We start from the raw sequence: 24,844 nt of genomic DNA, 5'->3' as shown, positions 1-24,844 counted from the left end.
GAACGCAAGGACCGCCTATTGATGCTTCCAAGGAACGATCATGACATCAGGTTATGAAGTCGGCGGCCACGACCGGCCCGAGCCGCCCGGCGGGCCGGATCCGCATGGGATCGTCCGGCCGACATCGTAAGTCTCCGTGCGATTCATGACCGAGTAAACTTGAATGTTAGATGAAGTACCTACGTGATGGATCTTATTCGGATTAGTCAAGTTTGCGATGGCACCAACGCGCCTAATGTTATAGAAGTCTAATCAATTAATCACAATGAAACCGGCCTTGGGAGAGCCGGCTGGGAGGCCAGGATGTTCAGGACTGGAAGTCTGGGCGCCGGTTTCGCAACCGGTATGGCCGCATTCGCCCTCGTTCTGTTGCTGACCTCGGCGTTGCAGCCGAGGTGGCCGACGATGATGGAACCGGAGTTCCGCGGGTCGACCGAGATCGAGGGCGGCGTGGCCTTGCGTACCGATCCGTCGACGCAGACGACCGTGGTCTGGAAAGTCGCGTCACCGTGACGGACGCGTGAACAACCAGCGAAAACGAAAAACCGCCCGAGGGCGGCTGAATTGCACGTCAGTGCCATAGGACGTCTGGAACTGGAGCGGGCGAAGGGATTCGAACCCTCGACCCCAACCTTGGCAAGGTTGTGCTCTACCCCTGAGCTACACCCGCATCCGTTTCCGAGGCCCCGGCGAACCGCGGCGGGCCGTTCTATGCACCAAGCCGGCGGGCATTGCAACAGCGAAAATCGGGACGCCGGGGACGGCCCGGCCGGCACCGGCGACGGCGGCCGAAGGGTGCGCGAGCTTGGACTTTTCGCGCCCATCGGCTAGAAGTCGCGCCACCCGCGCGCGGCGCCCGCCGCGGCGCGGCCCCCTTTTTCGGATGAGCGCCCGCCGCCCCATGCCCTTCACCCGCGCCGATCTGATGCGCCGGCTCGACGAGCTCGGCATCGATACCCGGACCCACGAGCACGAGGCCTTCTTCACGGTCGAGCAGAGCCGTGCCGCCAAGGGCGACATCCCGGGCGGGCACACCAAAAACCTGTTCCTGAAGGACAAGAAGGACCGCGTGTTCCTCGTCGTGGCGGAGGCCGACGCAGCCATCGACCTGAAGCGGATCCACGAGAAGATCGGCGCGAACGGCCGGGTGACTTTCGGCAAGCCCGAGCTGCTGCAGGACCTCCTCGGCGTCGTTCCGGGCTCGGTGACGCCCTTCGGCTTGATCAACGACACCGATCACAAGGTGACGGTCGTGCTCGACGCGCCCATGCTCGAGCACGCGGTGCTGAACTACCACCCTCTCGAGAACACGGCCACGACGTCGATCCGGCGCGAGGACCTCATCGCCTTCATCCGCGCCACCGGTCACGAGCCGCAGGTGATCGCCGTCTCGCACGGCAAGCTCGACCTCGACGCCCCGCCCGCCGGCGACTGACCGGAACCGCCCTCCGGCGGGTTTGCCAGACGCGGCAATCGATACCATCTTAAGGCCCACGATCACGCCCCCCGGGGGCCGATCCCGACGAACCGGAACGGAACCATGAGCGGACCCAGCTTCTCTTACGGCAATCAGTACGGCATGCGTCCGGCCGCCGCCGGCACCGGAGCGGCGCCCCAGCCCGCGACCCCTACGGCCACCATGGGCACGACCCTGACGGCCGGGTCCCCTGCGGCGGCTGCCCCTGCGCCAGGCGCCGACGAGCTGATCAGGGACACCACCACGCGCACCTTCGTGAAGGACGTCATCGAGGCGTCGCGCGACGTGCCCGTCCTGGTCGACTTCTGGGCCGAGTGGTGCGGCCCCTGCAAGCAGCTGACCCCGGTCCTGGAGAAGGTCGTCCGCAACGCCAAGGGCAAGGTCCGGCTGGTCAAGATGAACATCGACCAGCATCCCGAGGTCGCCGGCCAGCTCGGCATCCGCTCCATCCCGGCCGTCATCGCCTTCAAGAACGGCCAGCCGCTCGACGGCTTCATGGGCGCGGTCCCGGAGAGCCAGATCCAGACTTTCATCGAGCGCGTTGCCGGCCCGGTCGGCCCCTCGGACGCCGAGGCGCTGGTCGCCGAGGCCGAGGCGGCCCTCGCCGAAGGCGACCTGCAGGGCGCCGCCGACCTCTTCTCGGCGGCGCGCGAGTCCGAGCCGGAGAACCTCGCCGCGCTCGCCGGCCTCGTCCGCACCCTCGTGGCCGCCAAGGAACTCGACCAGGCGAAGGCGCTCCTCGCCACCGTTCCGCAAGCCAAAGCGGGCGACCCGGCCGTCGCGGCCGCCCGCGCCCAGCTGGAACTCGCCGAGGCGACCGCCAATCTCGGCGATCCGCTTCCCCTCGAGGCCCGTATAGCGCATGACCCGAACGATCACGCGGCCCGCTTCGATCTGGCGCTGATCCTCAACGCCCACGGCAAGCGCGAGGCGGCCGTCGACCATCTGGTCGAGATCGTCCGGCGCAAGCGCGACTGGAACGAGGAAGCCGCGCGCAAGCAGCTCGTCCAGTTCTTCGAGGCCTGGGGCCCGAAGGACGAGATGACCCTCTACGGCCGCCGGCGCCTCTCGTCCGTGCTCTTCGCCTGAGGAAGGCGATGGGCCCGGGCGGGTCGGGCCCCTCGCGGGCGGCATGACCGAAGCGGAGGCGAGACCGTGACCCAGGCCGGAAACCAGACCTACCGCGGACCGGACGACGTGCCGCCCGTTGTGCCGGTGTTCCCCCTGCCGGCGGCCCTGCTCCTGCCGCGCGGGCAGATGCCGCTCAACATCTTCGAGCCGCGCTACCTCGCCATGGTCGACGGCGCCATGCGGGGCGACCGCGTGATCGGCATGATCCAGCCGCGCTTCGACAAGGGCCCGCTCGACCTCGCCGGCCGGCCGGCGCTCTGCCGGATCGGCTGCCTCGGGCGGATCACGCAGTATGCCGAGACGGGAGACGGCCGCCTCCTCGTGACCCTTTCGGGCATCGCCCGCTTCGAGGTCGACGAGGAGCTCGCCACGACGACCCCCTATCGCCAGGTCCAGGCCGCCACCGACGCCTTCGCGGACGACTTCAAGCCCCATCTCGGCGAGGCCGAGGTCGACCGCAAGACGCTCATGCGGGTCTTCCGCGCCTACCTGGAGGCCAACAACCTGGAGGCCGACTGGTCGAGCTTCGACCAGGCCCCGACCGAGGCGCTGGTCAACACGCTGTCCATGATGGCGCCCTACGGTCCGGCCGAGAAGCAGGCCCTGCTGGAGGCGCAGGACCTGAAGACGCGGGCCGACATGCTCGTCGCCCTGACCGAGATGGTGCTCGCCGGCGGCGACGGCCAGCCGCGCGGGCCCCTGCAGTGAGCCCGCGGCCATGCCGGATCAGCCGTCCGACGACGATGCCGCCCTCGTTCCGACCGGCCCGGAGGATGGTCCCTTGCTCGTCACGACCGACCGCATGAAGGGCCGCATCGACCCGAAGCTCCTCGAACTCCTCGTCTGCCCTCTCACCAAGACGGGGCTCGACTACGACGCCGAGCGGCAGGAGCTCGTCTCCCGCGCCGCCAGGCTCGCCTACCCGATCCGCGACGGGATCCCGATCATGCTGCCCGAGGAGGCGCGGCCGATCGAGTGAGACCCGGGTCGGGACCGGGGCGGCCTCGACCGCCCCGCGTCGCCGCTCAGTGATTGTCCCGCGGCACGCCCTTCTCGGCGATGCGCTGGTACTTGACCGCCGGCTTCAGCACCATGCCGTCCGAGAGCTGGTCCACCATGGATCGCTGGATCTCCTGCCAGGGCGTCTGGTGGGCGGGGTACTTGTAGCCGCCGTGGCCCTGCAGGTCGGCGCGACGCCGGTCGAGCTCCTCCTGCGGGATCAGGATGTCGGCCGTACGCTTGCCGAGGTCGATGCGCACCCGGTCCCCGGTCTTCAGGATCGCGAGCCCGCCTCCCGCCGCCGCCTCCGGGCTGGCATTGAGGATGGACGGCGAGCCCGAGGTGCCGGACTGGCGCCCGTCGCCGATGCAGGGCAGGGCGCTGATGCCGCGCTTGAGGAGATAGTCCGGCGCCCGCATGTTCACGACCTCGGCCGCCCCCGGATACCCGATCGGGCCGGCGCCGCGCATGAACAGGATGGTCCGCTCGTCGATGCCGAGCGCCGGATCGTCGATCCGGTGATGGTAGTCCTCGGGGCCGTCGAACACGACGGCCCGGCCCACGAAGGCCTCCGGATCGCTCGGGTCCGACAGGTAGCGGTCGCGGAACTCCTTGGAGATCACGCTGGTCTTCATGATCGCGCTGTCGAAGAGGTTGCCCTTCAGCACGATGAAGCCCGCGTCCTGCATCAGGGGCGCCTCGATCGGCTTGATCACGTCCGGATCGCCGGACGCCATCCCGCGGCAGTTCTCGCCGATGGTCCGGCCGTTGACCGTGCGGGCGTTCTCGTGGATCAGCCCGCGCTTCATCAGCTCGTTGATCACCGCCGGCAGGCCGCCGGCCCGGTGGTACTCCTCGCCCAGGTAGTAGCCGGCCGGCTGCATGTTGACGAGCAGCGGCACCTTGTGGCCGACCCGCTCCCAGTCGTCGACCGAGAGCTCGACCCCGATGTGGCGGGCGATCGCGTTGATGTGGATGGGCGCGTTGGTGGACCCGCCGATCGCCGAGCAGGCGACGATCACGTTCTCGAAGGCCTCGCGGGTCATGATGTCGGAGGGCTTCAGGTCCTCGTGCACCATCTCGACGATGCGCCGCCCCGTCTCGTAGGCGATCTGGCCGCGCTCCCGGTAGGGCGCCGGAATGGCGGCGCAGAAGGGCAGCGACATGCCGAGCGCCTCGGCGAGCGCGTTCATGGTCGAGGCCGTGCCCATGGTGTTGCAGTGGCCGATGGAGGGGGCGGAGGACGCCACCATGTCCATCATCTCGTCATACGAGATCTCCCCGCGGGCGAACTGCTCGCGCGCGTTCCACACCACCGTGCCGGACCCGGCGCGCTCGCCCTTCCACCAGCCGTTCAGCATCGGTCCGCCGGACAGCACGATGGCCGGGATGTTCACCGTCGCGGCCGCCATCAGGCAGGCCGGCGTGGTCTTGTCGCAGCCCGTGGTCAGCACCACGCCGTCGATCGGATAGCCGTACAGCACCTCCACGAGGCCGAGGTAGGCGAGGTTGCGGTCGAGCGAGGCGGTCGGCCGCTTGCCGGTCTCCTGGATCGGGTGCACGGGAAACTCGAGCGGCACGCCCCCCATCTGACGGATGCCGTCGCGCACCCGGTGGGCGAGCTCCAGGTGGCCGCGGTTGCAGGGCGACAGGTCCGAGCCGGTCTGTGCGATGCCGATGATCGGCTTGCCGGACTGCAATTCCGCCCGGGTCAGGCCGAAGTTGAGGTAGCGCTCCAGGTACAGCGCCGTCATGTCCGGGTTGGCGGGGTTGTCGAACCAGAGCTGCGAGCGCAGCTTACCCTTCGGCGTCGCGGACATGTGGACCTCCCCTGTCGCAGGCTTCGTGAACCGGAATTGTATGAGGAATGCGAGGCGTGTTTCAAGGGTCGCGTCTCGCCGCGTGTCGCATGCCTGCGATCCGCAAGAATACGGCCGCCGAACCGCCCGCCTTTTGGCCCTTGACCTTCCCCCGAGGGGAAACCTTACCTCTCCGTGCGGATCAGGGACAGACGAGGATTCAGAGATGACCGCCCCCTTCGCCGCCAACAGGATGCAAGCCGCGGAACCCGCCGCCGGGGCCGAGCCCGTGGTGCTCGACCTCACCGGCATGACCTGCGCGGCCTGCGCCACCCGCATCGAGAAGGTGCTCGCCCGCGTGCCGGGCGTCGACAGCGCCACCGTCAACCTGGCGCTCGAGACCGCCGAGGTCGAGGCCCAGGGGGTCGACGCCTCCGCGCTCGTCGCCGCCGTGGAGCGCGCCGGCTACGGCGCCCGGGTCCGCGCCGAGGAGGCCCGGGCGCGGCGGCTCGCGCTCGAGGAGGCGCAGGCCGCCCGGCGCGCCGAGGAGCGTCGGACGCTGATCGTTTTCGGCGTCTCGGCCCTGCTGACCGCCCCCTTCGTGGCCGCCATGGTGCCGATGGCCTGGGGCGGCCACGCCCACTGGCTGACGCCCTGGTGGCAGCTGGCGCTCGCCACCCCGGTCCAGGTGATCGCCGGCTGGCGCTTCTACGTGGGCGCCTTCAAGGCCCTGCGGGGCGGGTCCGCCAACATGGACGTGCTCGTCGCGCTCGGCACGACCGCCGCCTACCTGTTCAGCGTCGTGATGGTGCTGATGCGCGGCCAGGGCTCGATGGGCCATCTCTACTTCGAGGGCTCCGCCACGATCCTGACCCTCATCCTCGCCGGCAAGCTGATGGAGGCGCGCGCCAAGCGGGCCGCCTCGGCGGCCATCTCGAAGCTCATGGCGCTGCGCCCCGACACCGCCACCCGCCTCGTCGAGGGCGGTACCGAGACGGTCCCGATCGAGGATCTGAGGCGCGGCGACCTGATCCTGGTGAGGCCCGGCGAGCGGGTGGCGGCCGACGGCCTCGTCACCGAGGGCTCGAGCGAACTCGACGAGGCGCTGATCACCGGCGAGAGCCTGCCCGTCGCCAAGCACGCGGGCGACAAGGTGACGGCGGGCACCATCAACGGCTCCGGCGCCCTGACGGTGCGCGTGGCCGCGGTCGGCGAGGACACCACCATCGCCCGCATCGCGCGGCTGGTGGAGCAGGCGCAGATCGCCAAGGCGCCCGTGCAGAAGCTCGTCGACAAGGTCTCGGCCGTCTTCGTGCCGGTGATCGTGCTCATCGCGCTTCTGACCTTTGCGGCCTGGGCCCTCGCCGGCCACGACCTGGAGCACGCCTTCGTGGCCGCCGTCTCGGTCCTGGTCATCGCCTGCCCCTGCGCGCTCGGCCTCGCCACCCCGGCGGCCCTGGTCGCCGGCACGGGCGCGGCCGCACGCGCCGGCATCCTGATCAAGGACATCGAGGCCCTGGAACGCGCCCATGCGGTCGACGTGGTGGTGTTCGACAAGACCGGCACGCTGACGGAAGGCCACCCGGCGGTCACCGACGTCGTCGCACTCGGCGGCGACGCGGAAGAGATGCTCCGCCTCGCGGCCTCCGTGCAGGCGTCGAGCGAGCACCCCCTCGCCAAGGCCGTCGTGGCCGCCGCCCGCCGGCACGGCCTCGCCCTCTCCCCGGCGCGCGGCTTCCGCAGTCACACCGGGCGGGGCGTCGGCGCCGAGGTCGACGGCCGGCCGGTCGCGATCGGCAACCTCGCCCTCATGCAGGAGCTCGGCGTCGACACGCGTCTCTTCGCACAGGACCTAGCCCGCCTGGAGGGCGAGGCCAAGACGGCCGTGATGGTCGCCAGGGGCGGCGAGGTCCTCGGCCTCCTCGCCATGGCGGACCCGATCCGGCCGGAGAGTGCCGGGGCCGTCGCGGCTCTCAAGGCACGCGGCATCGAGACCCGCATGCTGACCGGCGACGCCGCGGCGGTGGCGGCGGCCGTGGGCGGCCGGCTCGGCCTCGACCAGGTGGAAGGACCCGTCCGTCCGGACCGCAAGTCGGCTGTCGTCGAGGCCTTGCGCGCACAGGGCCGGGTCGTCGCCATGGTCGGCGACGGGGTCAACGACGCCCCGGCGCTCGCCGCCGCGGACGTCGGCATCGCCATCGGGACCGGCGCCGACGTGGCCCTGGAGACGGCCGGCATCACCCTGATGCGGCCCGATCCCCGGCTCGTCCCCGCCTCGCTCGAGATCGCCCGCGCGACCTGGCGCAAGATCCGCCAGAACCTCTTCTGGGCCTTCGCCTACAACGTCGTCGGCGTGCCGCTCGCCGCCCTCGGCTTCCTCACCCCGGCGCTCGCCGGGGCGGCGATGGCGCTGAGCTCCGTCTCGGTGGTGACCAACGCGCTGACGCTGACCCGCTGGCGTCCCCCCGCAGACGGGGCAGGAGGAGGAGCAGCAGGACCGGCGTGAGCTGAGCCGGAACCGGAACGGCCGATCGCGTGTTGGGCTCGCACCCGACACCCCTGGAGCCGCCCGATGCCCGCATCTCCCTCCCGCCGCGACCTGTTGACCGCCGCCGCCGCGGCCGCACTGGCCGTGGCGGCCGGCCCGCCCGAGGCCCGGGCCCAGCAGCCCGGACCGACCCAGGCCGGGCCGATGGCCTTCGGTCCCGGCAACGCCTTCTCGTGGTCGGGCCTCGTCCAGAGGGCCCGCGAGCGCGCCGCCAAGCCCTACCAGCCCCCGTCGCGCCCCGCCCCCGAGATCCTCGACCGGATCGACTACGAGCAGCACGGCAAGATCCGCTTCAAGCCCGACAATGCCCTCTTCGCCGACGGTCCGTCCGTCTACCCGATCACCTTCTTCCCGCTCGGCCGCCTGTTCCGTAACTCCGTGCGCATGTTCGCCCTCGACGGCGACCGGGCCCGCGAGATCTTCTACGCCCCCGCGCTCTTCGACATGCCCCCCGACAGCCCGGCCCGGGACTTGCCCGCCAGCGCCGGCTTCGCGGGCTTCCAGATCAAGGAGAGCAAGACCCGGCCCGACTGGCGCACCCAGGACTGGGTCGCCTTCCTGGGCGCCTCCTATTTCCGCGCCATCGGGGCCCTCGGCCAGTACGGACTGTCGGCGCGCGGGGTCGCCATCGACGTCGCCGCCCCGAAGCCGGAGGAATTCCCGGACTTCGTCGAGTTCTACTTCCAGGGCGCCGCGAACGCTTCCACGCCGGTCGTCGTCCACGCCCTCCTGGACGGCCCCTCGCTGGCCGGCGCCTTCCGCTTCTCCATGCGCCGCACCGAGAACGTCGTCATGGACGTCGAGTGCCAGCTCTTCACCCGCCAGGCGATCTTCCGGCTCGGCATCGCGCCGCTCACCTCGATGTTCTGGTACGCCGAGTACGGCAAGCCCGGCCCGGTCGACTGGCGCCCCGAGATCCACGATTCCGACGGCCTGGAGCTCTGGACCGGGGCGGGCGAGCGCATCTGGCGCCCGCTCGTCAACCCGCCGCGGATCATCACCTCGGCCTTCATGGACACCAATCCGCGCGGCTTCGGCCTCATGCAGCGCGACCGCAACAACGAGAACTACCTCGACGGCGTCAACTACGAGCGCCGCCCCTCCCTCTGGGTCGAGCCGATCGGGGCCTGGGGCGACGGCTCGATCCAGCTCGTCGAGATCCCGACCGACGACGAGATCCACGACAACATCGTGGCCATGTGGGTGCCGCGCCTGAAGATCGAGGGCGGCCAGGAGCACGAGTTCCGCTACCGCCTGCACTGGGTCGCCGACGAACCCTACCCGGCCGAGGCGATGGCGCGGGTCGTCGCCACCCGGATGGGTCGCGGCGGCGAACCCGGCAAGCCGCGCCCGCCGGGCGTGACCAAATTCGTCGTCGAGTTCGCCGGCCGTCCCCTCTCCGAACTGCACGACCTGCGGCCCGAACCGGTCGTCACCACCTCGCGCGGCACCATATCGCTGCTCTTCGCCGAGCCGGTGCCCTGGACCGACCGCTGGCGCGCCCAGTTCGACGTCGCCGCCGAGGGGGCCGACCCCGTGGACATCCGCCTCTTCCTGAAGGCCGGCGACCGCGCCGTCTCGGAGACCTGGCTCTACCAGCACCATCCGCGTCCGGTCGGCTGACCGGGCGCGCCACCGCCCAGCTTTGGCCGCGATTGCCGTGCATCCGCACGTGCCCTAGAACCGCTGTCGGTTCAGGACCCTCCACGCCGGATGCCCCACGACATGACCTCGCGCCTCTCCCGCCGTGACGTGCTCAATGCGTCGCTCGCCACCGCCTTCGCGGCCGGCCTCGGCCTGATCCCGACGGGCGCGCAGGCGATCCCGCTGAAGTTCGGCCCGGCCCGGCCCTTCTCCTGGGCGGGCCTCGTGGCGCGGGCGCGCGAGATGGCGGCCAAGCCCTACCAGCCGCCCTACCGGCCCTCCCCCGAGATCGTCGAGCAGATCGACTACACGGCGCACGGCAAGATGCGCTTCAAGACCGACTACGCCATGTATGTCGACCAGCCCGGTGCCTACCCGGTCTCCTTCTTCCCGATCGGCCGCTACTTCCCGAAGGCGATCCGGATGCACACCATCGAGGGCGACAAGACCCGCGAGGTCCTGTACGAGCCGGAATACTTCGACATGCCGGACGACAGCCCGGCCCAGAAGCTGCCCGAGGACTCCGGCTTCGCCGGGTTCCAGATCCGCGAGTTCAAGAGCCGGGCCGACTGGCGCAGCAAGGACTGGGCGGCTTTCCTCGGCGCGTCCTACTTCCGGGCCATCGGGGCCAACGGCGAATACGGCCTCTCGGCGCGCGGCGTCGCCATCGACACCGCCGGCCCGACCCCGGAGGAGTTCCCGGACTTCACCGAGTTCTACATCCAGCCCTCGAGCGCCGAGGCCCAGCCGGTCGTCGTCTACGCCCTGCTCGACGGCCCTTCGATCGCCGGCGCCTACAAGTTCGTCCTGCGCCGGTCCGAGGGCGTGACCATCGACGTCGAGAACGCGCTCTTCATGCGCAAGGCGGTGACCAAGTTCGGCATTGCCCCGATGACCTCGATGTTCTGGTTCAACGAGATGAACAAGGGCTACCAGCTGGAGTGGCGCCGCGCCGCCCACGATTCCGACGGCCTCGCCATGTGGACGGGCGCCGGCGAGCGCATCTGGCGCCCCCTCGTCAACCCGCCGCGCATCTCCACCTCCGCCTTCGTGGACAACAACCCGCGCGGCTTCGGACTGATGCAGCGCGCCCGCGACCCGGAGATGTTCCTCGACCGCTGGCTCAACTACGAGCGCCGCCCGTCGCTCTGGATTGAGCCGATCGGCGCCTGGGGCCCGGGCTCGATCCAGCTCGTCGAGATCCCGACCGACCACGAGGACTTCGACAACATCGTCTGCATGTGGGTCCCGAAGGAGCCGGTCAAGGCGGGCGACGCGCTCGACTTCCGCTACCGCCTGCACTGGAACGCCGACGAGCCGACCCCGGCCACCAACCTCGCCCGCGCGGTCGCGACCCGCATCGGCCGCGGCGGCTTTCCCTACACCCGTCGTACGCCGGCCGAGGTCAAGCGCTTCGTCATCGAGTTCGGCGGCGGCGCGCTCGACCAGCTACCCAAGGACGTCACCCCGACCCCGGTCATCACTCCGGCCCGCGGCACCGTTTCGTCGATCTTCGTGGAGACGACCAGCTGGAGCAAGAACTGGCGCCTGCAGTTCGACCTCGCCGTCGAGGGCGCCGACCCGGTCGACATCCGGGCCTTCCTGAAGAACGGCGAGACGGCCCTGACCGAGACCTGGCTGTTCCAGCTCCACCCCCAGCAGGTCGGCTGACCCGGGGGAGTGCCCGCCCCCTGCGGGCATCGGACACCCTTCCCGTCCCGCCCGGGAGCCTCTATGAAGGCGCCCACGAAGACGTTGGGGGGACATGTCCATGCTGAAGACCATCGCCGGCTTCGACCGGATCGGCGAGGAAAATGCCTTCGCGGTTCTGGCGCGCGCGACCGCGCTCGCCGCGAAGGGCCGCGACATCATCAACCTCGGCATCGGCCAGCCCGACTTCCGCACCCCGGACCACATCGTCGAGGCGGCCATCAAGGCGCTTCGCGACGGCCACCACGGCTACACCCCGGCGACCGGCATCCTGCCGCTCCGCGAGGCCGTAGCGGCCGACCTCCACCGGCGCTTCGCCGTCGAGGTCTCGCCCGAGCGCGTGCTGATCGTCCCCGGCGGCAAGGTCACCATGTTCATGGCGATCCTGATGTTCGGCGAGCCCGGCGCCGACATCCTCTACCCGGATCCGGGTTTCCCGATCTATCGCTCCATGATCGAGTTCACCGGCGCCCGCGCCGTCCCGGTGCCGATCCGCGAGGCGAACGGCTTCGCCTTCTCGGCCGAGGAGACCCTCGGCCTGATCACGCCCGAGACCCGGCTCCTGATCATCAACTCGCCCGCCAATCCGACCGGCGGCGTGACCCCGAAGGCCGAGATCGACAAGCTCGTCGCCGGCCTCGCGCGCTTCCCCGACGTGGCGATCATGTCGGACGAGATCTACGGCCAGATGACCTATGACGGCGAGACGCATGTCAGCCTGCTCGCCTATCCGGAGATCCGCGACCGCCTGATCCTGCTCGACGGCTGGTCGAAGACCTACGCCATGACGGGCTGGCGCATGGGCTACTCGATCTGGCCCGACCGGCTCTACGAGATGGCCCGCAAGCTCGCGGTCAATTCCTACTCCTGCGTCAACGCCAGCGCCCAGTTCGCCGGCCTCGCCGCGCTGACCGGCCCCCAGGACTGCGTCGCCGCCATGGTCGCCGAGTTCGACCGGCGCCGGAAGGTCGTGGTCGACGGCCTCAACGCCCTGCCGGGCGTCGGCTGCGCCACCCCGAAGGGCGCCTTCTACGCCTTCCCGAACGTCTCCGCGACCGGCTGGAAGGCCAAGCCCCTCGCCTCCGCCCTCCTCGAGGACGCCGGCGTCGCCACCATCGGCGGCCCCGACTTCGGCGTCTTCGGCGAGGGCTACATCCGCCTCTCCTACGCCAACTCCACCGAGAACATCCTCAAAGCCCTCGACCGCATGCGCGCCTTCCTGGAACGCCGCAACGCGGGGTGAGGCGCGTCACCGCGGCCAGGGCGTCTCCACCACCGGCGTGAGGGGGCGCCCCTCGCGGAACCAGGTGACCAGGTTGTCGACCACGAGCTGGCCCATCAGGTCTCGCGTGTGGTGCGAGGCCGAGCCGACATGGGGCAGGAGGACGACCTTCTCGTGCTTCGCCAGCCCTTCCGGCAGGCAAGGCTCCTTCTCGAAGACGTCGAGGCCGGCGGACGCGATCGTGCCGGCGTCGAGGGCGGCGACCAGCGCCGCCTCGTCGACCACCGAGCCGCGGCCGATGTTGATGACGATGCCGTTCGGACCGAGCGCGGCGAGCACCTCGGCGCCGATCAGGTGGTGGGTCGACGCCCCGCCCGGCAGCACCGAGATCAGGGTGTCGACGTCCCGCGCCATTTCCAGGAGGCTCGGGTACCAGCGCCGGGCCTCGCCCGGAACCTGCCGGCGGTTGTGGTAGACGACCGGAAGCCCGAAGGCCTCGACCCGCCGGGCGATCGCCTGGCCTATGCGGCCGAGCCCGACGATGCCGACCGTGCGGCCCCGGAGCGTCGTGCGGGTGAGCGGGTACTCGCCCTGCTTAACCCACAGGCCCGCCCTGAGGTAGCGCTCGGCGGCGGACAGCTCGCGCGCGGTCATCAGGAGCAGGCCGAGCGCCGTGTCGGCGACCTCGTCCGACAGGACGTCCGGTGTGTTGGTCACCACCACACCCCGGGTCGCCGCGTGGCGCGCGTCGATCGTGTCGTAGCCGACCCCCATGCTGGAGACGATCTCCAGCTTCGGCAGCCGGTCGAGGAACGCCGGGTTGATGGGTGCGTGCGAGGCGGCCGCCACGGCGCGTAGGCGCGGCGCCAGGTCGGCGAGGAGCGCGTCCGGGTCGGACGCCTGCCAGAGGCGGTAGACCGTGAAGTGCGCCGCAATGCCGTCCTCGATGAGCTTCATCATCGGTCCGGTCTGCAGGATCTCCGGCTTCTCCATGCTGCCCTCCTCGCCGTCGCCTCGTTGCGGCCGAGGAGTACGGTCCGCTGAGGCCGGAGGCAAGGGCCCGCGGCGCGCGGCGGCCCTGCGGCCGCGGCCCCGGGGATGCCTCCCGGCCGGCGCCGATCAGCCGTGGACCGGACCCGTCGATTCCCGGATGCGCAGCTCGGGCCTGACCAGCCTGTGGAGTTCCTGCGGCGGGCGGCCGCCGAGCATGTCGAAGAGGGTCAGCGCCGCCAGGCGCCCGACCTCCTGCTGGCCGTTCCACACCGAGGTCAGCGACGGCGACCACACGGACGCCTCCTCGATGTCGTCATAGCCGGTCACCGAGATGTCCCGCCCGGCGTCGATCCCGCGCCGGCGCAGCTCCATGATGATGCCGAGCGCGATCAGATCGTTGAAGGCCGCGATCGCGGTCGGCTTCAGCGCCAGCACCTCGCCGGTCACCCGGCGGCCGTCGTTGCGCGTCATCTGCTCGGAGAAGATCAGGGCCGGATCGACCGCGATCCCGGCCGCCTCCAAGGCCTCCTCGTAGCCGCGCCGGCGCTCCCGCCCGCTCGAGGACTGGCTGCGCCCGCCCACGAAGGCGATGCGCCGGTGGCCGAGCCCGATCAGATGCTCGACCGCCATGCGCATGCCCGAGGCATCGTCCCCGCGCACGGTCGGGGTCTCGGCGAGGTCGGGCAGGTCGCGGGCGATCAGCACGGTCGCGAGACCCGCCCGCTCGATCCGGGCGATGTCGGGCGCGCTGGTGCCGACCGACGGCACCAGGATGACCCCGTCGGCCCGGTACTGGAGCAGCGTCTCGAGAAAATTCTGCTGCCGGCGGAAATCGTCCCCGTGGTTGCACAACAGGACGGTGAGCTGGTGCTGGACCAGCTCCGCCTCGACGGCGGCGACCAGTTCGGCGAAGTAGGAGTTCAGGATGTCGTGCACCACGACGCCGACGATGTTCGTCCGCGCCGTCCGGAGGCTCGCGGCCGACCGGTTGTAGATGTAGCCCAGTTCGTCGGCGAGCGCGGCCACGCGCTTGCGCGTCTCCTCGGCGACCAGCGGGCTCGACCGCAGCGCGAGCGACACCGTGGCCGTGGAGATGCCCAGCCGCTCCGCGATCATCGCGAGCGTCAGCCGCTTGGGGGTCGTCCGGGAACGGGCATCCATCGTCGGCCCCACGAATCCGTTTCTGCGCTATAGGATCGCTGGTCTAACCAAAGTCGGGCCGGCGCAAAAGACGGCAACCCCGCGCGCCAGCCGAAAGAACGAGCAAGGAGAGGCGAATTCATGGCTGAGCCCGTCATCGGCTTCATCGGCGTCGGCCTCATGGGCCACGGCATGGCGAAGAACATCGTCGAGAAGGGCTTCGCGCTCCGCATCGTCGGCCACCGCAACCGCGAGCCCGTGGAGGACCTGGTCAAGCGCGGCGCCGTCGAGGCGGACAGCCCGAGGGCGCTCGCGGCGGCCTGCGACGTCGTCGTCCTCTGCGTCGCCGACAGCGCCACCGTCGAAAGCCTGGTGCGCGGGCCCGACGGCATCGCCGCCGGCGGCCGGCCGGGCCTCGTCGTGGTCGACTGCTCGACCGCCAACCCGAACTCGACGCTCGCCCTCGAAGCCGAGCTCGGCCGCATGGGCATCACCCTGTGCGACGCGCCGCTCTCCCGCACCCCCAAGGAGGCCTGGGAGGGAACGCTCGACGTGATGGTCGGCGCCGACGACGCGACCTACGAGAGGATCGAGCCGGTGATCCGCTGCTTCGCCGGCCGCATCGTCCGCGTCGGCCCGGTCGGCAACGGCCACAAGATGAAGCTCCTCAACAACTTCATCGCCATGAGCTACGGCGCGCTCTATTCGGAGGCGCTCACCCTCGGCCAGAAGATCGGCATCGCCCCGGAGGTCTTCGACAGCGTCATCCGCAACGGCCGCATGGATTGCGGCTTCTATCAGACCTTCATGAAATACGTCCTGGAGCGCGACGAGAACGCCCACAGGTTCACGATCCGGAACGCCCACAAGGACATGCGCTACGTCGCCGACCTCGCCAACGCGGCCGGCGTCGCCAACTTCATCGGTTCGGCCGTCAACAACTACTATGCGGTCGCCGAGGCGACCGGCGGCGCCGGCAAGATGGTCCCCATGCTGTCGGACGTGGTGGCGGGCCTGAACGGAACGAAGCTCGCCTGAACCGCCGGCGGGCCGGGGCGCGCGATGGCCGGCCGCCTTGCGCTACCGCGCGTCGACGATGATCCTGCCGTCGTTCGGCAGCTGCCCGGGCGCCACCAGGGCGATGCGGCCGCGCAGGCGCGTCGCCGTCGCGAGCGTCGCCGAGACCGCCTCCGTGAAGGCGGTCGAGCACTCGCGCGTCTCGGCCTCCAGCGTCATCTCGTCCTGCTCCCCCACGCGGGTGACGACGAGGCGCGCCCTGAGGATCTCCGGATGCGCCTTCAGGATCCGATCGACCTGCACGGGATCGACGAACATCCCCTTGACCTTGGTGCGCTGGTCGGCCCGCCCCATCCAGCCCTTGATCCGGAGGTTGGTGCGGCCGCAGGGCGACGGGCCCTCCAGCACGGCCGAGAGATCCCCCGTGCCGAAGCGGATGAGCGGGTAGACGGGATCGACCCGCGTCACCACCACCTCGCCCACCTCGCCGTCCGGCACCGCCTCGTCGCTGCCGGGCCGGACGATCTCGACGATTAGCCCCTCGTTGACCGTCATGCCCTGCACGAGCTCGCCGGCCACCGTCGAGGTCTCGTACGCGATGCAGCCGAGATCCGCCGTCGCGTAGGCCTGCCGCACCACCACGCCGCGGCCTTCGAGATCCGCCCTGAGGCTCGGCGGCAGCGCCGCGCCGGAGACGAGCGCCTTGCGGATCGAGGCTTCCCGGCCCGCTTCGGCCACCGCGTCCAGCAGGATCTTCAGGAAATCCGGCGTGCCCGTGTAGCCGGCCGGGCGGAAATGGGCGATGAGCTCGAGCTGCTGGTCCTTCGCCCCCGGCCCCGCCGGGATCACCGGGCAGCCGAGCGCGCGCGCCCCCGCGTCCAGGATGAACCCACCCGGCGTCATGTTGTACGAGAAGGTGTTGAGGACCACGTCGCCGCGCCGGAAGCCGGCCGCGTGGAGAGCTCGCGCCGTCCCCCACCAGTCGTCGCCCTTGCCCTCCGGCTCGAAGATGCCGCCCGGCGACGAGAACAGGCGTCCCACCCCGGCCCCGCCCGCGGCCGCGATCCCGCCGAAGGGGGGCTCGGCGGCCTGCAGGGCGCCGAGGTCGGACTTGCGCAGGACCGGGATGCGGGCGAGGTCGGCGCGAACCTTCAGGCTCTTCGGCTCGACCCCGCGCAGCCGGCCCCGGAAGGCCTTCTTGCGGCCGAGCGTCTCGACCGCCTCGCGCAGGGATCGCATCAGGGCGCGCTCGCGGCTCGCGGGATCACGGGTCTCGAGCCTGTCGTAGGTCGTCATTCTCGCCTCCGCCGCGCGCCCGCCCGGGCGCCGGTCATGCCAGGATGTAGTCGTCCAGTGCGGTCAGGGACGCGAAGCGCCGGAGCCCGAGGGCGGTCTGGGCCGTGACCGACCCGTCCGCGTGCATGGTCACCTCGCGACCGCGGTAGAGCATCTTGCGGTCGGCGTCCTGCTTGCCGTCCGTGGCGATCGCCACCGCGGCGTCGATGACGGCCCCGTACGCGATCTCGCCGTTCTTCTGTTCCGCCTCGATCGCGTCGGCGACCCGCCGGGCGACCGCCTCGTAGGTCTCGGACCGCTTCTCCAGCTGCCCGAGATGCCGGGCGATCTCGCCGAGCCGGGTCTCCGACAGCGTCCGCAGCGCCTCGCCGTCGCTCTTCGCCGCCTCCGCCAGTGCGCCCACCCGGTCGACGAGGGCCTGCAGCCGGTCCGCCATCAGGCCGAAGACCGCCAGCACGAGACCGCCGACGACGATGATGCCCCCCGCCAGGAACGGCTCCACCTCGGGTGGCAGGCTCTTGCCCGCCGCCGTGGCGACGCCGTAGATGACGACCAGGATGGCGCTCAGATAGATCAGACCCGACATCGCGTGTTTCCTCGCTACTCGATACGGGCGGGGAAACTCAGGCGAGCCAGCGCTTCCTCCGCTTGTAGTGCTTCACGTCCTTGAAACTCTTCCGGCCGGCAGCCGCGACCCCGAGGTAGAACTCCTTGACGTCCTCGTTCTCCCTCAGCGCGGCGGCTTCCCCGTCGAGGACCACGCGGCCGGATTCCAGGATATAGCCGTAGGTCGCGTAGCGGAGTGCGACATTGGTGTTCTGCTCCGCCAGCAGGAAGGATACCCCCTCGTCGGCGTTGAGACGCCTGACGATTTCGAAGATCTCCTCCACGATCTGCGGGGCGAGCCCCATCGACGGCTCGTCGAGCAGGATCATGTCCGGCCGGGACATCAGCGCCCGCCCGATCGCCACCATCTGCTGCTCGCCGCCGGACGTGTAGCCCGCCTGCGACGTCCGCCGCTCCCGGAGGCGCGGGAAGAAGCCGTAGACCTTCTCCAGGTCCGCGCGGATCGCCGCCCGGCCGTCCTTGCGCGTATAGGCGCCCGTCAGCAGGTTCTCCTCCACGGTCAGGTGGCCGAAGCAGTGGCGGCCCTCCATCACCTGGATGCAGCCGCGCCGGACGAGGTCGTTCGGCGACAGGTCCTGGACCTCCTCGCCCTTGAACAGGATGGAGCCCTTGGTGACGTCGCCCCGCTCCGCATGGAGCAGGTTGGAGATGGCCTTCAGGGTGGTGGTCTTGCCCGCCCCGTTGGCCCCCAGGATCGCCACGATCCCGCCCTTCGGCACCGAAAGCGACACGCCCTTCAGGACCAGGATGACGTGGTCGTAGATGACCTCGATGTTGTTGACGGCGAGGATCGGACTGGTCATCGGCAGGTCCCGGGACGGTGGCATGCGGGGGAGGATCCGGCCGCGCGGACGCGGCCGGACGCTGCGGCGCGTTCAGGCGCTCACGACTTGGGGCAGGCCTCGCTGCGGGCCGGCCAGGGCGCGTTCTTGCCGGTGTAGTCGGCGGCGTCCTTCTCCAGGAGCGGACGGACCTTGTCCTTCATCGGCGAGATCCAGTCCGAGGCCTTGACCCACTTGGCCCCGTCCCACTGCTGGACGTAGACCGCATGGGCACCCGAATGGTCGTCGCAGGTCACCTTGACCGGGGCCGCGAAGCCCTCGAGGCCGATCTCCTTGAGGCGCGCGGCCGAGATGTCCAGGGCTTCGAGACCGAGCCGCATGTCCTGCGGGGTGATCACCTTCTTGCCCGTGATCTTCTGAGCGGCGCGGATCGCCTCGGCCATCAGCATCGAGTTGTAGACGCCCTTGTTGTAGTTGGACTCGCCGATCTTGGACTTGTCCTTGACGCTCGAATTGCCCTTATCGAAGACGTGCTTCACGATGTCCTGGAGGGCCGGATAGTTGGCGCCCACGGCGGTGAAGTTGAGGGTCAGGTAGCCCTTGCTGCCCGCCCCCGCCGGACGCGCGTCGTCCTCCGAACCGGCCCACCAGACGCCGATGAACTTGTCCATCGGGAAGCCCACCTTCGCGGCCTCCTTGACGGCGGTCGGGTTCATGGCGCCCCAACCCCACATGATGATCCAGTCCGGATTATCCTGCTGGACGTTCAGCCACTGCGAGGACTGGTCCTGCATCTTGTCGCCCGGGACCGGATACTTGGTGACCTTGAAGCCGAACTCCTTGGCGAGGTCGTCGAGTAGAGGAATTGGCTCCTTGCCGTAAGGGGCGTCGAGATAGATGTAGCCGATGGTCTTGCCCTTCAGCTTGTCCATGCCGCCGGACTTCTCGCCGGCATACTTGACGGCGACCGAGAGGCCGTCCCAGTAGGTGAGCGGCGGGTTGAAAACCCACGGGAAGGTCTTGCCCATGGCGGCGGCCGAAAGGCCGTAGGCCATCGAGAGAACCGGAATCTTCTCGTTGGTGGCCTTGGGGATCAGGGCGAGCGTGATGCCGGTCGACCAGGGATTATAGACGAGCGCGCCCTTGCCCTTGGTGGCCTCGTAGCACTCGACGCCCTTCTGGGCCGTGTAGCCGGTCTCGCATTCCTCGGTCACGATCTTCACGCCGCCGATGCCGCCGTCGCGCTCGTTGAGCATCTTGAAGTAGTCGTGCATGCCGTCTGCGATCGGGATGCCCGAACCCGCGAAGGGGCCCGTCCGGTAGGTGAGGAGTGGGATGTACATGGAGTCCTGTGCCATGGCCGGCAGAGAGCCGGCGGCCACGGCGAGCCCGGTGATCCCGATGAAGAGGTTCCTGAAGCGCATACACTTCCTCCCATTCTCGTCTGTCCGCGGGCGCCGTGCGCCCGGCGGGAACTCTCGAGCCTCTAACGACCGCGCGGACCGGCCCGGCGCCCGCGCATTTCCCCGTTTTTCCGGCCCGACGTTCCCCCGTCGGATCGGTCCCGTGTCCGCCCTCAGTAGGGGAAGGGCCAGACGCGCAGCTTCTGCTTCCCGATCTGCCAGAGCCGGGCGAGTCCGTGCGGCTCGACGATCAGGAAGAAGATGATGAGCGCGCCCACGATCATGACGGTGGCCTGATCGACGTGGGCGGAATGAAGTTCGAGCCCCACCAGCTGCGGGGCGAACTTGATGACGATCGGCAGGGCGGCAATGAAGGCGGCGCCGAAATAGGAGCCGATCAGACTGCCGAGTCCGCCGATGATGATCATGAACAGGATCTGGAACGACAGGTCGATGTTGAACGCGATCGATTCCATCGAGCCGTAGTGGAAGAACAGCAGCATCGCCCCGGCGACGCCGCAGAAGTAGGACGATACCGCGAAGGCCAGCAGCTTGGTGGGCAGCAGCCGCACGCCCATCAGCTCGGCCGCGATGTCCATGTCGCGCACCATCATCCACTTCCGCCCGATCCGGCCGTGGACGATGTTGGAGGCGATCCAGGTGAGAAAGACGAGCAGCGTCAGGACGCACAGATAGCGCGCCACGTCGGAGGCGCCCGGGCCGGTGATCTGGATGCCGAACAGTTCGCGCCGCGCCGCCTCGATGGATCCGGACGAGGAGTAGTTGGTCAGCCACCCGATGCGCACGAAGCACCACTGCAGGAAGAACTGCGCCGCCAGCGTCGCGACCGCGAGGTAGAGGCCCTTGATGCGCAGGGAGGGCAGCCCGAACACCACCCCGACGGCGGCCGCGAAGAAGCCGGAGGCGAGGATCCAGACGAGGACGTTCACCTCCGGGAAGGCGGTCGTGAGCTTGAAGCACGCATAGGCCCCGACCCCCATGAAGGCGCCGGTCCCCAGGGAGATCAGGCCCGCATAGCCGGTCAGGATGTTGAGCCCGATCGCCGCCAGGGTCAGCACGAGCATCGGAATGAGTACCGACGTCAGCGCGAAGGAACTGGCGAAGAGCGGCACGCCCACATAGGCGACGAGCAGGATGACGGCGATGCCGATCCGGTCCTGCCGGATCGGGAAGACCGCCATGTCCTCCGCGTAGGTGGTCTTGAACTGCCCGGCTTCACGGTAGAGCATCGCGGATGTCCTTGTTGGGCCGGGTCAGACCCGTTCGATGATCTTCTCGCCGAACAGGCCCTGCGGCCGGAACAGCAGGAACACGAGGGCGATCATGTAGGCGAGCCAGCTCTCGATGCCGCCGCCGATCAGGCGGCCCCAGTAGATCTCCCCGACCTTCTCGCCGATGCCGATGATCAGCCCGCCGACGATCGCGCCGGGGATCGACGTGAAGCCGCCGAGGATGAGCACCGGGAGCGCCTTCAGGGCGATGATCTCGAGCGCGAAGGAGACGTCCGAGCGGGCGCCCCACATGATGCCGGTCACCAGCGCCACGATGCCGGCCGCGAACCAGACGATGACCCAGATCTGCTCCAGCGAGATGCCGACCGACAGCGCCGCCTGGTGGTCGTCGGCCACCGCCCGGAGCGCCCGGCCGATCCTGGTCTTGGAGAAGAAGAACCCAAGCCCGGCCACCATGGCGATGGCCACGATGGCGGCGGTCAGGTCGATGAGCTTGATGATGACCACCCGGTCGAACAACGGGATGCGCCACACGCCCGACGGTATCCCGAGCTCGTTCGCGATCATGATCTTCGGCTCGCCGCCGAAGAGGAGTTCGCCGAAGCCGACCAGCACCCGCGTCAGCCCGATGGTCGCCATCAGCAGGATGATGTCGGGCTGGTTGACCAGCGGCCGCAGCACCACCCGCTCGATGCCGACCGCCAGCAGGTACATGACGCCGACCGCCAGCGCGACCGCCACCCAGGCCGGCACCCCGGCCTCGTGCAGCCCGACGAGCGTCAGCGCCGCGAACACCACCATGATGCCCTGCGCGAAGTTGAAGACGCCCGACGCCTTGAAGATGAGCACGAAGCCAAGCGCGATCAGGGCGTAGAGCACGCCTGACACGAAGCCTTCCCAGATCACCTGCACGAAGAAGGCCGGGTTCGCCGCCATGCGGGCGAAGGGCTCGACCAGGATCATCGCCAGTACGTCCATGATCCCCGGTCCCTCAGTGCTGCACGCCCAGATAGGCGTCGATGACGTCCTGGTTCTTCTGGACCTCTTCGGGGGTCCCGTCCGCGATCTTGCGGCCGTAGTCGAGCACCACCACCCGGTCGGAGATGTCCATCACCACCCCCATGTCGTGCTCGATGAGCGCGATGGTGGTGCCGAACTGCTCGCGGACATCGAGGATGAAGCGGCTCATGTCCTCCTTCTCCTCGAGGTTCATGCCCGCCATGGGCTCGTCGAGGAGAAGAAGTTCGGGCTCCTGGGCGAGAGCGCGCCCCAGTTCGACCCGCTTCTTCAGGCCGTACGGGAGCTTGCCGACCGGCACCTTGCGGATGTGCTCGATCTCCAGGAAGTCGATGATCTCCTCCACCTTCCGCCGGTGCTCGATCTCCTCCCGGAGCGCCGGCCCGTAGCGTAGGCACTGCCAGAAGAACCCGACGTTCATCTTCAGCGCCCGGCCCGCCATGATGTTGTCGAGCGTGGTCAGGCCCTTGAACAGGGCGACGTTCTGGAACGTGCGGCTGATCCCTTGCGCGGCCGCCGTGTCGGGCCGCTGCCGGCGGCGGAGCTCGCCCCGGTAGGTGATCCGGCCCTTCTGCGGGTGGTAGAAGCCGTTGATCACGTTCAGCATCGACGTCTTGCCGGCACCGTTCGGGCCGATGATGGCCCGGACCTCGCCCTTGCGGATGTCGAACGAGATGTTGGTCAGCGCCTTCACGCCGCCGAAGGCGAGGCTGATCTCCTCCACGGCGAGGAGCACCTCGCCGGCCGCGATCGGCTTCGGTCCGGAGGAGCGGGCGGAATCCACGAAGGCCATCATTCGGCGGCCTCCCTCAGGGGCGTGGCGGCGGAGGCTGGGAAGGTCTGCATGTCCCGGATCTTCACGGTGGCGGCGATCGCGCCCTTGCGGCCGTCCTCGAAGGTGACCTCGGTGTTGACGTATTTCTCGGTCGAGCCGTCGTAGAGCGCCTCGACCAGCGGCGCGTAGCGCTCCGCGATGAAGCCGCGGCGAACCTTCAGGGTGCGGGTGAGCTCGCCGTCGTCGGCATCGAGCTCCTTGTGCAGGATCAGGAACCGCCGGATCTGGCTGCCCGCCATCATGGGCTCGCTGGCGAGGTCGCGGTTCACCTGCTCGACGTGCCGGGCGATCATCTCGTAGACCTGCGGATGCCCGGCAAGCTCCTGATAGCTGGCATACGAAACGTTGTTGCGCTCCGCCCAGTTGCCGACCGCCGTCAGGTCGATGTTGATCATCACGCAGCAGAAGTCGCGCTTGTCGCCGACCGCCACCGCTTCCTTGATGTTCGGGAAGAATTTTAGCTTGTTCTCGATGTATTTCGGCGCGAAGAGCTGTCCGCTGGACAGCGCACCCACGTCCTTGGCCCGGTCGATGATCCTCAGGTGGCCGGTCTGGTCGAAGAAGCCGGCGTCGCCGGAATGCACCCAGCCGTCCGCCGTCTTGGCCTCCGCGGTCGCCGCCTCGTTCTTGTAGTAGCCGACGAAGACGCCCGGGCTCCGGTAGAGCACCTCGCCCTTGTCCGAGATCTTGATCTCAACGTCGGGCGCCGGCTTGCCGACCGTATCGGCGCGGATCTCCGCGTCCGGCTGCATGGTGATGTAGACCGAGGCCTCGGTCGCCCCGTAGAGCTGCTTGAGGTTGATGCCGATCGAGCGGAAGAAGCGGAAGATCTCCGGCCCGATCGCCTCGCCGGCCGTGTAGCCGACGCGGATCCGGGTCAGGCCGAAGCGGTTCTTCAGCGGTCCGTAGACCAGGATCTCGCCGAGCCGGTAGAGGAGCCGATCCAGGAGCCCGACCGGCTTGCGGTCGAGGATCGCCTCGCCGACCCTGCGCGCGTGCTCGATGAAGTAGTGGAACATCCGCCGCTTCAGCGCGCTGGCGTCCTCCATCCGCACCATCGTGAGCGTCAGCAGGGTCTCGTAGACGCGCGGCGGCGCGAACGCGTAGGTGGTGCCGATCTCGCGCCGGTCCTCGTTGACGGTCTCCGGGCTCTCCGGGCAGCTGACGCAGAAGCCCGCCACGTAGGACTGCGCGTAGGAGAAGATGTGGTCGCCCACCCAGGCGATCGGCAGGTAGGCGATCACCTCCTCGTCCGGGCCGAGCTTGTCGAACGCGATGCCGTTCCGCGCCGAGATCAGCACGTTGTCGTGGCTCAGCATCACGCCCTTGGGCTTGCCCGTGGTGCCCGACGTGTAGAGGATGACCGCCAGGTCCGAGCCCTTCTGGGCCGCGATGCCGTCGAGCCACGCCTGCGCGAGGCCGATGTCGGCCGCCTCCGCCTCCCGGCCGAGGCGCTGCACGTCCGCGAAGGATTTCAGGCGCGTGTGGTCGTAGTTCCTGAGCCCGCGCTCCTCGTCGTAGACCACGTGGCGCAGGTGGTGCAGCCGGTCCGACATGGACAGCACCTTGTCGGTCTGCTCCTGGTCCTCCACGACCGCGAAGGCGACCTCCGCGTGCTCGAGGACATACACCATCTCGTCCGCGACCGCGTCCTTGTAGACCGGCACCGGGATCGCCCCGAGCGACTGCGCGGCCGCGAAGGTCCAGTAGAGACGCGGGCGGTTGGCACCCACGATGGCGACCTTCTCGCCGGCCTTCAGGCCGAGCGCGCGCAGGCCCAGCGCGAACTCCCGCACCTCGTCGGCGACCTGCGACCAGGTCCAGGACTGCCAGATGCCGAGGTCCTTCTCGCGCATGGCCGGGCGCGCGCCCATCTCGGCGGCGTTACGCAACAGGAGCTTCGGAAACGTATCGTGTCCGGCGGACCGTGCCACCATGCTGCCTCCCTGTG

21 protein-coding genes and 1 tRNA gene are annotated in these 24,844 nt (G+C 69.5%); 10 read left to right on the top strand and 12 right to left on the bottom strand.

All coding sequences use genetic code 11. The annotated features are described in order from the left end of the window. Positions 1-303 precede the first annotated feature (303 nt). Positions 304-513, top strand: a complete 210-nt coding sequence (locus tag WBG79_RS17210) for a hypothetical protein (RefSeq protein ID WP_337358413.1) — start codon at positions 304-306, stop codon at positions 511-513. 82 nt (positions 514-595) lie between these two features. On the opposite strand, the gene WBG79_RS17205 is transcribed toward WBG79_RS17210, so the two are convergent. Continuing rightward, a tRNA-Gly gene (locus WBG79_RS17205) sits at positions 596-670 on the bottom strand. 231 nt (positions 671-901) lie between these two features. Between WBG79_RS17205 and WBG79_RS17200 the strand changes: the two genes are divergently transcribed. The 4 genes from WBG79_RS17200 to WBG79_RS17185 all read left to right on the top strand — a co-directional run bounded on the left by WBG79_RS17200 (position 902) and on the right by WBG79_RS17185 (position 3,587). Continuing rightward, on the top strand, positions 902-1,435 hold the full coding sequence (locus WBG79_RS17200; protein ID WP_337358412.1) for a prolyl-tRNA synthetase associated domain-containing protein: 534 nt from the start codon (positions 902-904) through the stop codon (positions 1,433-1,435). Between the two features lie 204 nt (positions 1,436-1,639). Continuing rightward, a complete protein-coding gene (gene trxA / locus WBG79_RS17195) occupies positions 1,640-2,566 on the top strand; it encodes a thioredoxin (protein ID WP_337358793.1) in 927 nt (308 codons plus the stop codon). 66 nt (positions 2,567-2,632) lie between these two features. Continuing rightward, positions 2,633-3,316, top strand: coding sequence for an LON peptidase substrate-binding domain-containing protein (locus tag WBG79_RS17190; RefSeq protein ID WP_337358411.1), 684 nt, complete (start codon positions 2,633-2,635; stop codon positions 3,314-3,316). Positions 3,317-3,410: 94 nt separating this feature from the next. After that, positions 3,411-3,587, top strand: a complete 177-nt coding sequence (locus tag WBG79_RS17185) for a Trm112 family protein (protein ID WP_337358792.1) — start codon at positions 3,411-3,413, stop codon at positions 3,585-3,587. A gap of 46 nt (positions 3,588-3,633) precedes the next feature. Here the strand turns inward: WBG79_RS17185 and WBG79_RS17180 are convergent, their stop codons facing one another. Further along, a complete protein-coding gene (locus WBG79_RS17180; RefSeq protein WP_337358410.1) occupies positions 3,634-5,427 on the bottom strand; it encodes an IlvD/Edd family dehydratase in 1,794 nt (597 codons plus the stop codon). 205 nt (positions 5,428-5,632) lie between these two features. Between WBG79_RS17180 and WBG79_RS17175 the strand changes: the two genes are divergently transcribed. The 4 genes from WBG79_RS17175 to WBG79_RS17160 all read left to right on the top strand — a co-directional run bounded on the left by WBG79_RS17175 (position 5,633) and on the right by WBG79_RS17160 (position 12,551). Then, on the top strand, positions 5,633-7,912 hold the full coding sequence (locus WBG79_RS17175) for a heavy metal translocating P-type ATPase (protein ID WP_337358409.1): 2,280 nt from the start codon (positions 5,633-5,635) through the stop codon (positions 7,910-7,912). A 66-nt stretch (positions 7,913-7,978) separates the two neighbouring features. Beyond that, positions 7,979-9,577: a glucan biosynthesis protein gene (locus tag WBG79_RS17170; RefSeq protein ID WP_337358408.1), complete on the top strand. Its 1,599-nt coding sequence runs from the start codon at positions 7,979-7,981 to the stop codon at positions 9,575-9,577. 102 nt (positions 9,578-9,679) lie between these two features. Continuing rightward, entirely contained in the window at positions 9,680-11,269 is a 1,590-nt protein-coding gene (locus WBG79_RS17165) for a glucan biosynthesis protein (RefSeq protein WP_337358407.1), read from the top strand. Between the two features lie 100 nt (positions 11,270-11,369). After that, a complete protein-coding gene (locus tag WBG79_RS17160) occupies positions 11,370-12,551 on the top strand; it encodes a pyridoxal phosphate-dependent aminotransferase (RefSeq protein ID WP_337358406.1) in 1,182 nt (393 codons plus the stop codon). A gap of 6 nt (positions 12,552-12,557) precedes the next feature. On the opposite strand, the gene WBG79_RS17155 is transcribed toward WBG79_RS17160, so the two are convergent. Together WBG79_RS17155 and WBG79_RS17150 are read right to left on the bottom strand one after the other, a co-directional pair. Beyond that, the gene (locus WBG79_RS17155) at positions 12,558-13,523 is read right to left on the bottom strand and encodes a 2-hydroxyacid dehydrogenase (RefSeq protein ID WP_337358405.1); all 966 of its coding nucleotides are present in this window, start codon (positions 13,521-13,523) and stop codon (positions 12,558-12,560) included. A gap of 126 nt (positions 13,524-13,649) precedes the next feature. Then, the gene (locus WBG79_RS17150) at positions 13,650-14,684 is read right to left on the bottom strand and encodes a LacI family DNA-binding transcriptional regulator (protein WP_337358404.1); all 1,035 of its coding nucleotides are present in this window, start codon (positions 14,682-14,684) and stop codon (positions 13,650-13,652) included. Positions 14,685-14,804: 120 nt separating this feature from the next. On the opposite strand from WBG79_RS17150, the gene WBG79_RS17145 reads away from it, so the two are divergent. Continuing rightward, positions 14,805-15,701: an NAD(P)-dependent oxidoreductase gene (locus WBG79_RS17145; protein WP_337358403.1), complete on the top strand. Its 897-nt coding sequence runs from the start codon at positions 14,805-14,807 to the stop codon at positions 15,699-15,701. 42 nt (positions 15,702-15,743) lie between these two features. Here WBG79_RS17145 and WBG79_RS17140 read toward each other — a convergent pair whose 3' ends face one another. The 8 genes from WBG79_RS17140 to WBG79_RS17105 all read right to left on the bottom strand — a co-directional run bounded on the left by WBG79_RS17140 (position 15,744) and on the right by WBG79_RS17105 (position 24,830). Then, complete coding sequence (locus WBG79_RS17140; protein ID WP_337358402.1) at positions 15,744-16,976, bottom strand: phenylacetate--CoA ligase family protein; 1,233 nt, start codon at positions 16,974-16,976, stop codon at positions 15,744-15,746. A gap of 34 nt (positions 16,977-17,010) precedes the next feature. After that, complete coding sequence (locus tag WBG79_RS17135; RefSeq protein WP_337358401.1) at positions 17,011-17,562, bottom strand: hypothetical protein; 552 nt, start codon at positions 17,560-17,562, stop codon at positions 17,011-17,013. 37 nt (positions 17,563-17,599) lie between these two features. Continuing rightward, complete coding sequence (locus WBG79_RS17130) at positions 17,600-18,406, bottom strand: ABC transporter ATP-binding protein (protein ID WP_337358400.1); 807 nt, start codon at positions 18,404-18,406, stop codon at positions 17,600-17,602. 80 nt (positions 18,407-18,486) lie between these two features. Next, positions 18,487-19,809 carry an ABC transporter substrate-binding protein gene (locus tag WBG79_RS17125; protein ID WP_337358399.1) on the bottom strand — a complete coding sequence of 441 codons (1,323 nt, stop codon included), beginning with the start codon at positions 19,807-19,809 and terminating at the stop codon, positions 18,487-18,489. A 152-nt stretch (positions 19,810-19,961) separates the two neighbouring features. After that, a complete protein-coding gene (locus WBG79_RS17120; protein WP_337358398.1) occupies positions 19,962-21,038 on the bottom strand; it encodes a branched-chain amino acid ABC transporter permease in 1,077 nt (358 codons plus the stop codon). Positions 21,039-21,062: 24 nt separating this feature from the next. Then, positions 21,063-22,019 (bottom strand): branched-chain amino acid ABC transporter permease, encoded by a 957-nt coding sequence (locus tag WBG79_RS17115; RefSeq protein WP_337358397.1) that lies wholly within the window; start codon positions 22,017-22,019, stop codon positions 21,063-21,065. A gap of 13 nt (positions 22,020-22,032) precedes the next feature. Beyond that, positions 22,033-22,854, bottom strand: coding sequence for an ABC transporter ATP-binding protein (locus WBG79_RS17110; protein ID WP_443147475.1), 822 nt, complete (start codon positions 22,852-22,854; stop codon positions 22,033-22,035). Beyond that, a complete protein-coding gene (locus WBG79_RS17105) occupies positions 22,851-24,830 on the bottom strand; it encodes an AMP-binding protein (protein WP_337358396.1) in 1,980 nt (659 codons plus the stop codon). Before WBG79_RS17105 ends, WBG79_RS17110 begins: the two co-directional genes overlap by 4 nt. Between the last annotated feature and the right edge of the window lie 14 nt (positions 24,831-24,844).

This window comes from Prosthecomicrobium sp. N25, from assembly GCF_037203705.1.
Taxonomy (GTDB): Bacteria; Pseudomonadota; Alphaproteobacteria; order Rhizobiales; family Ancalomicrobiaceae; genus Prosthecodimorpha.
This window is presented reverse-complemented; position numbering and strand designations above follow the sequence as displayed.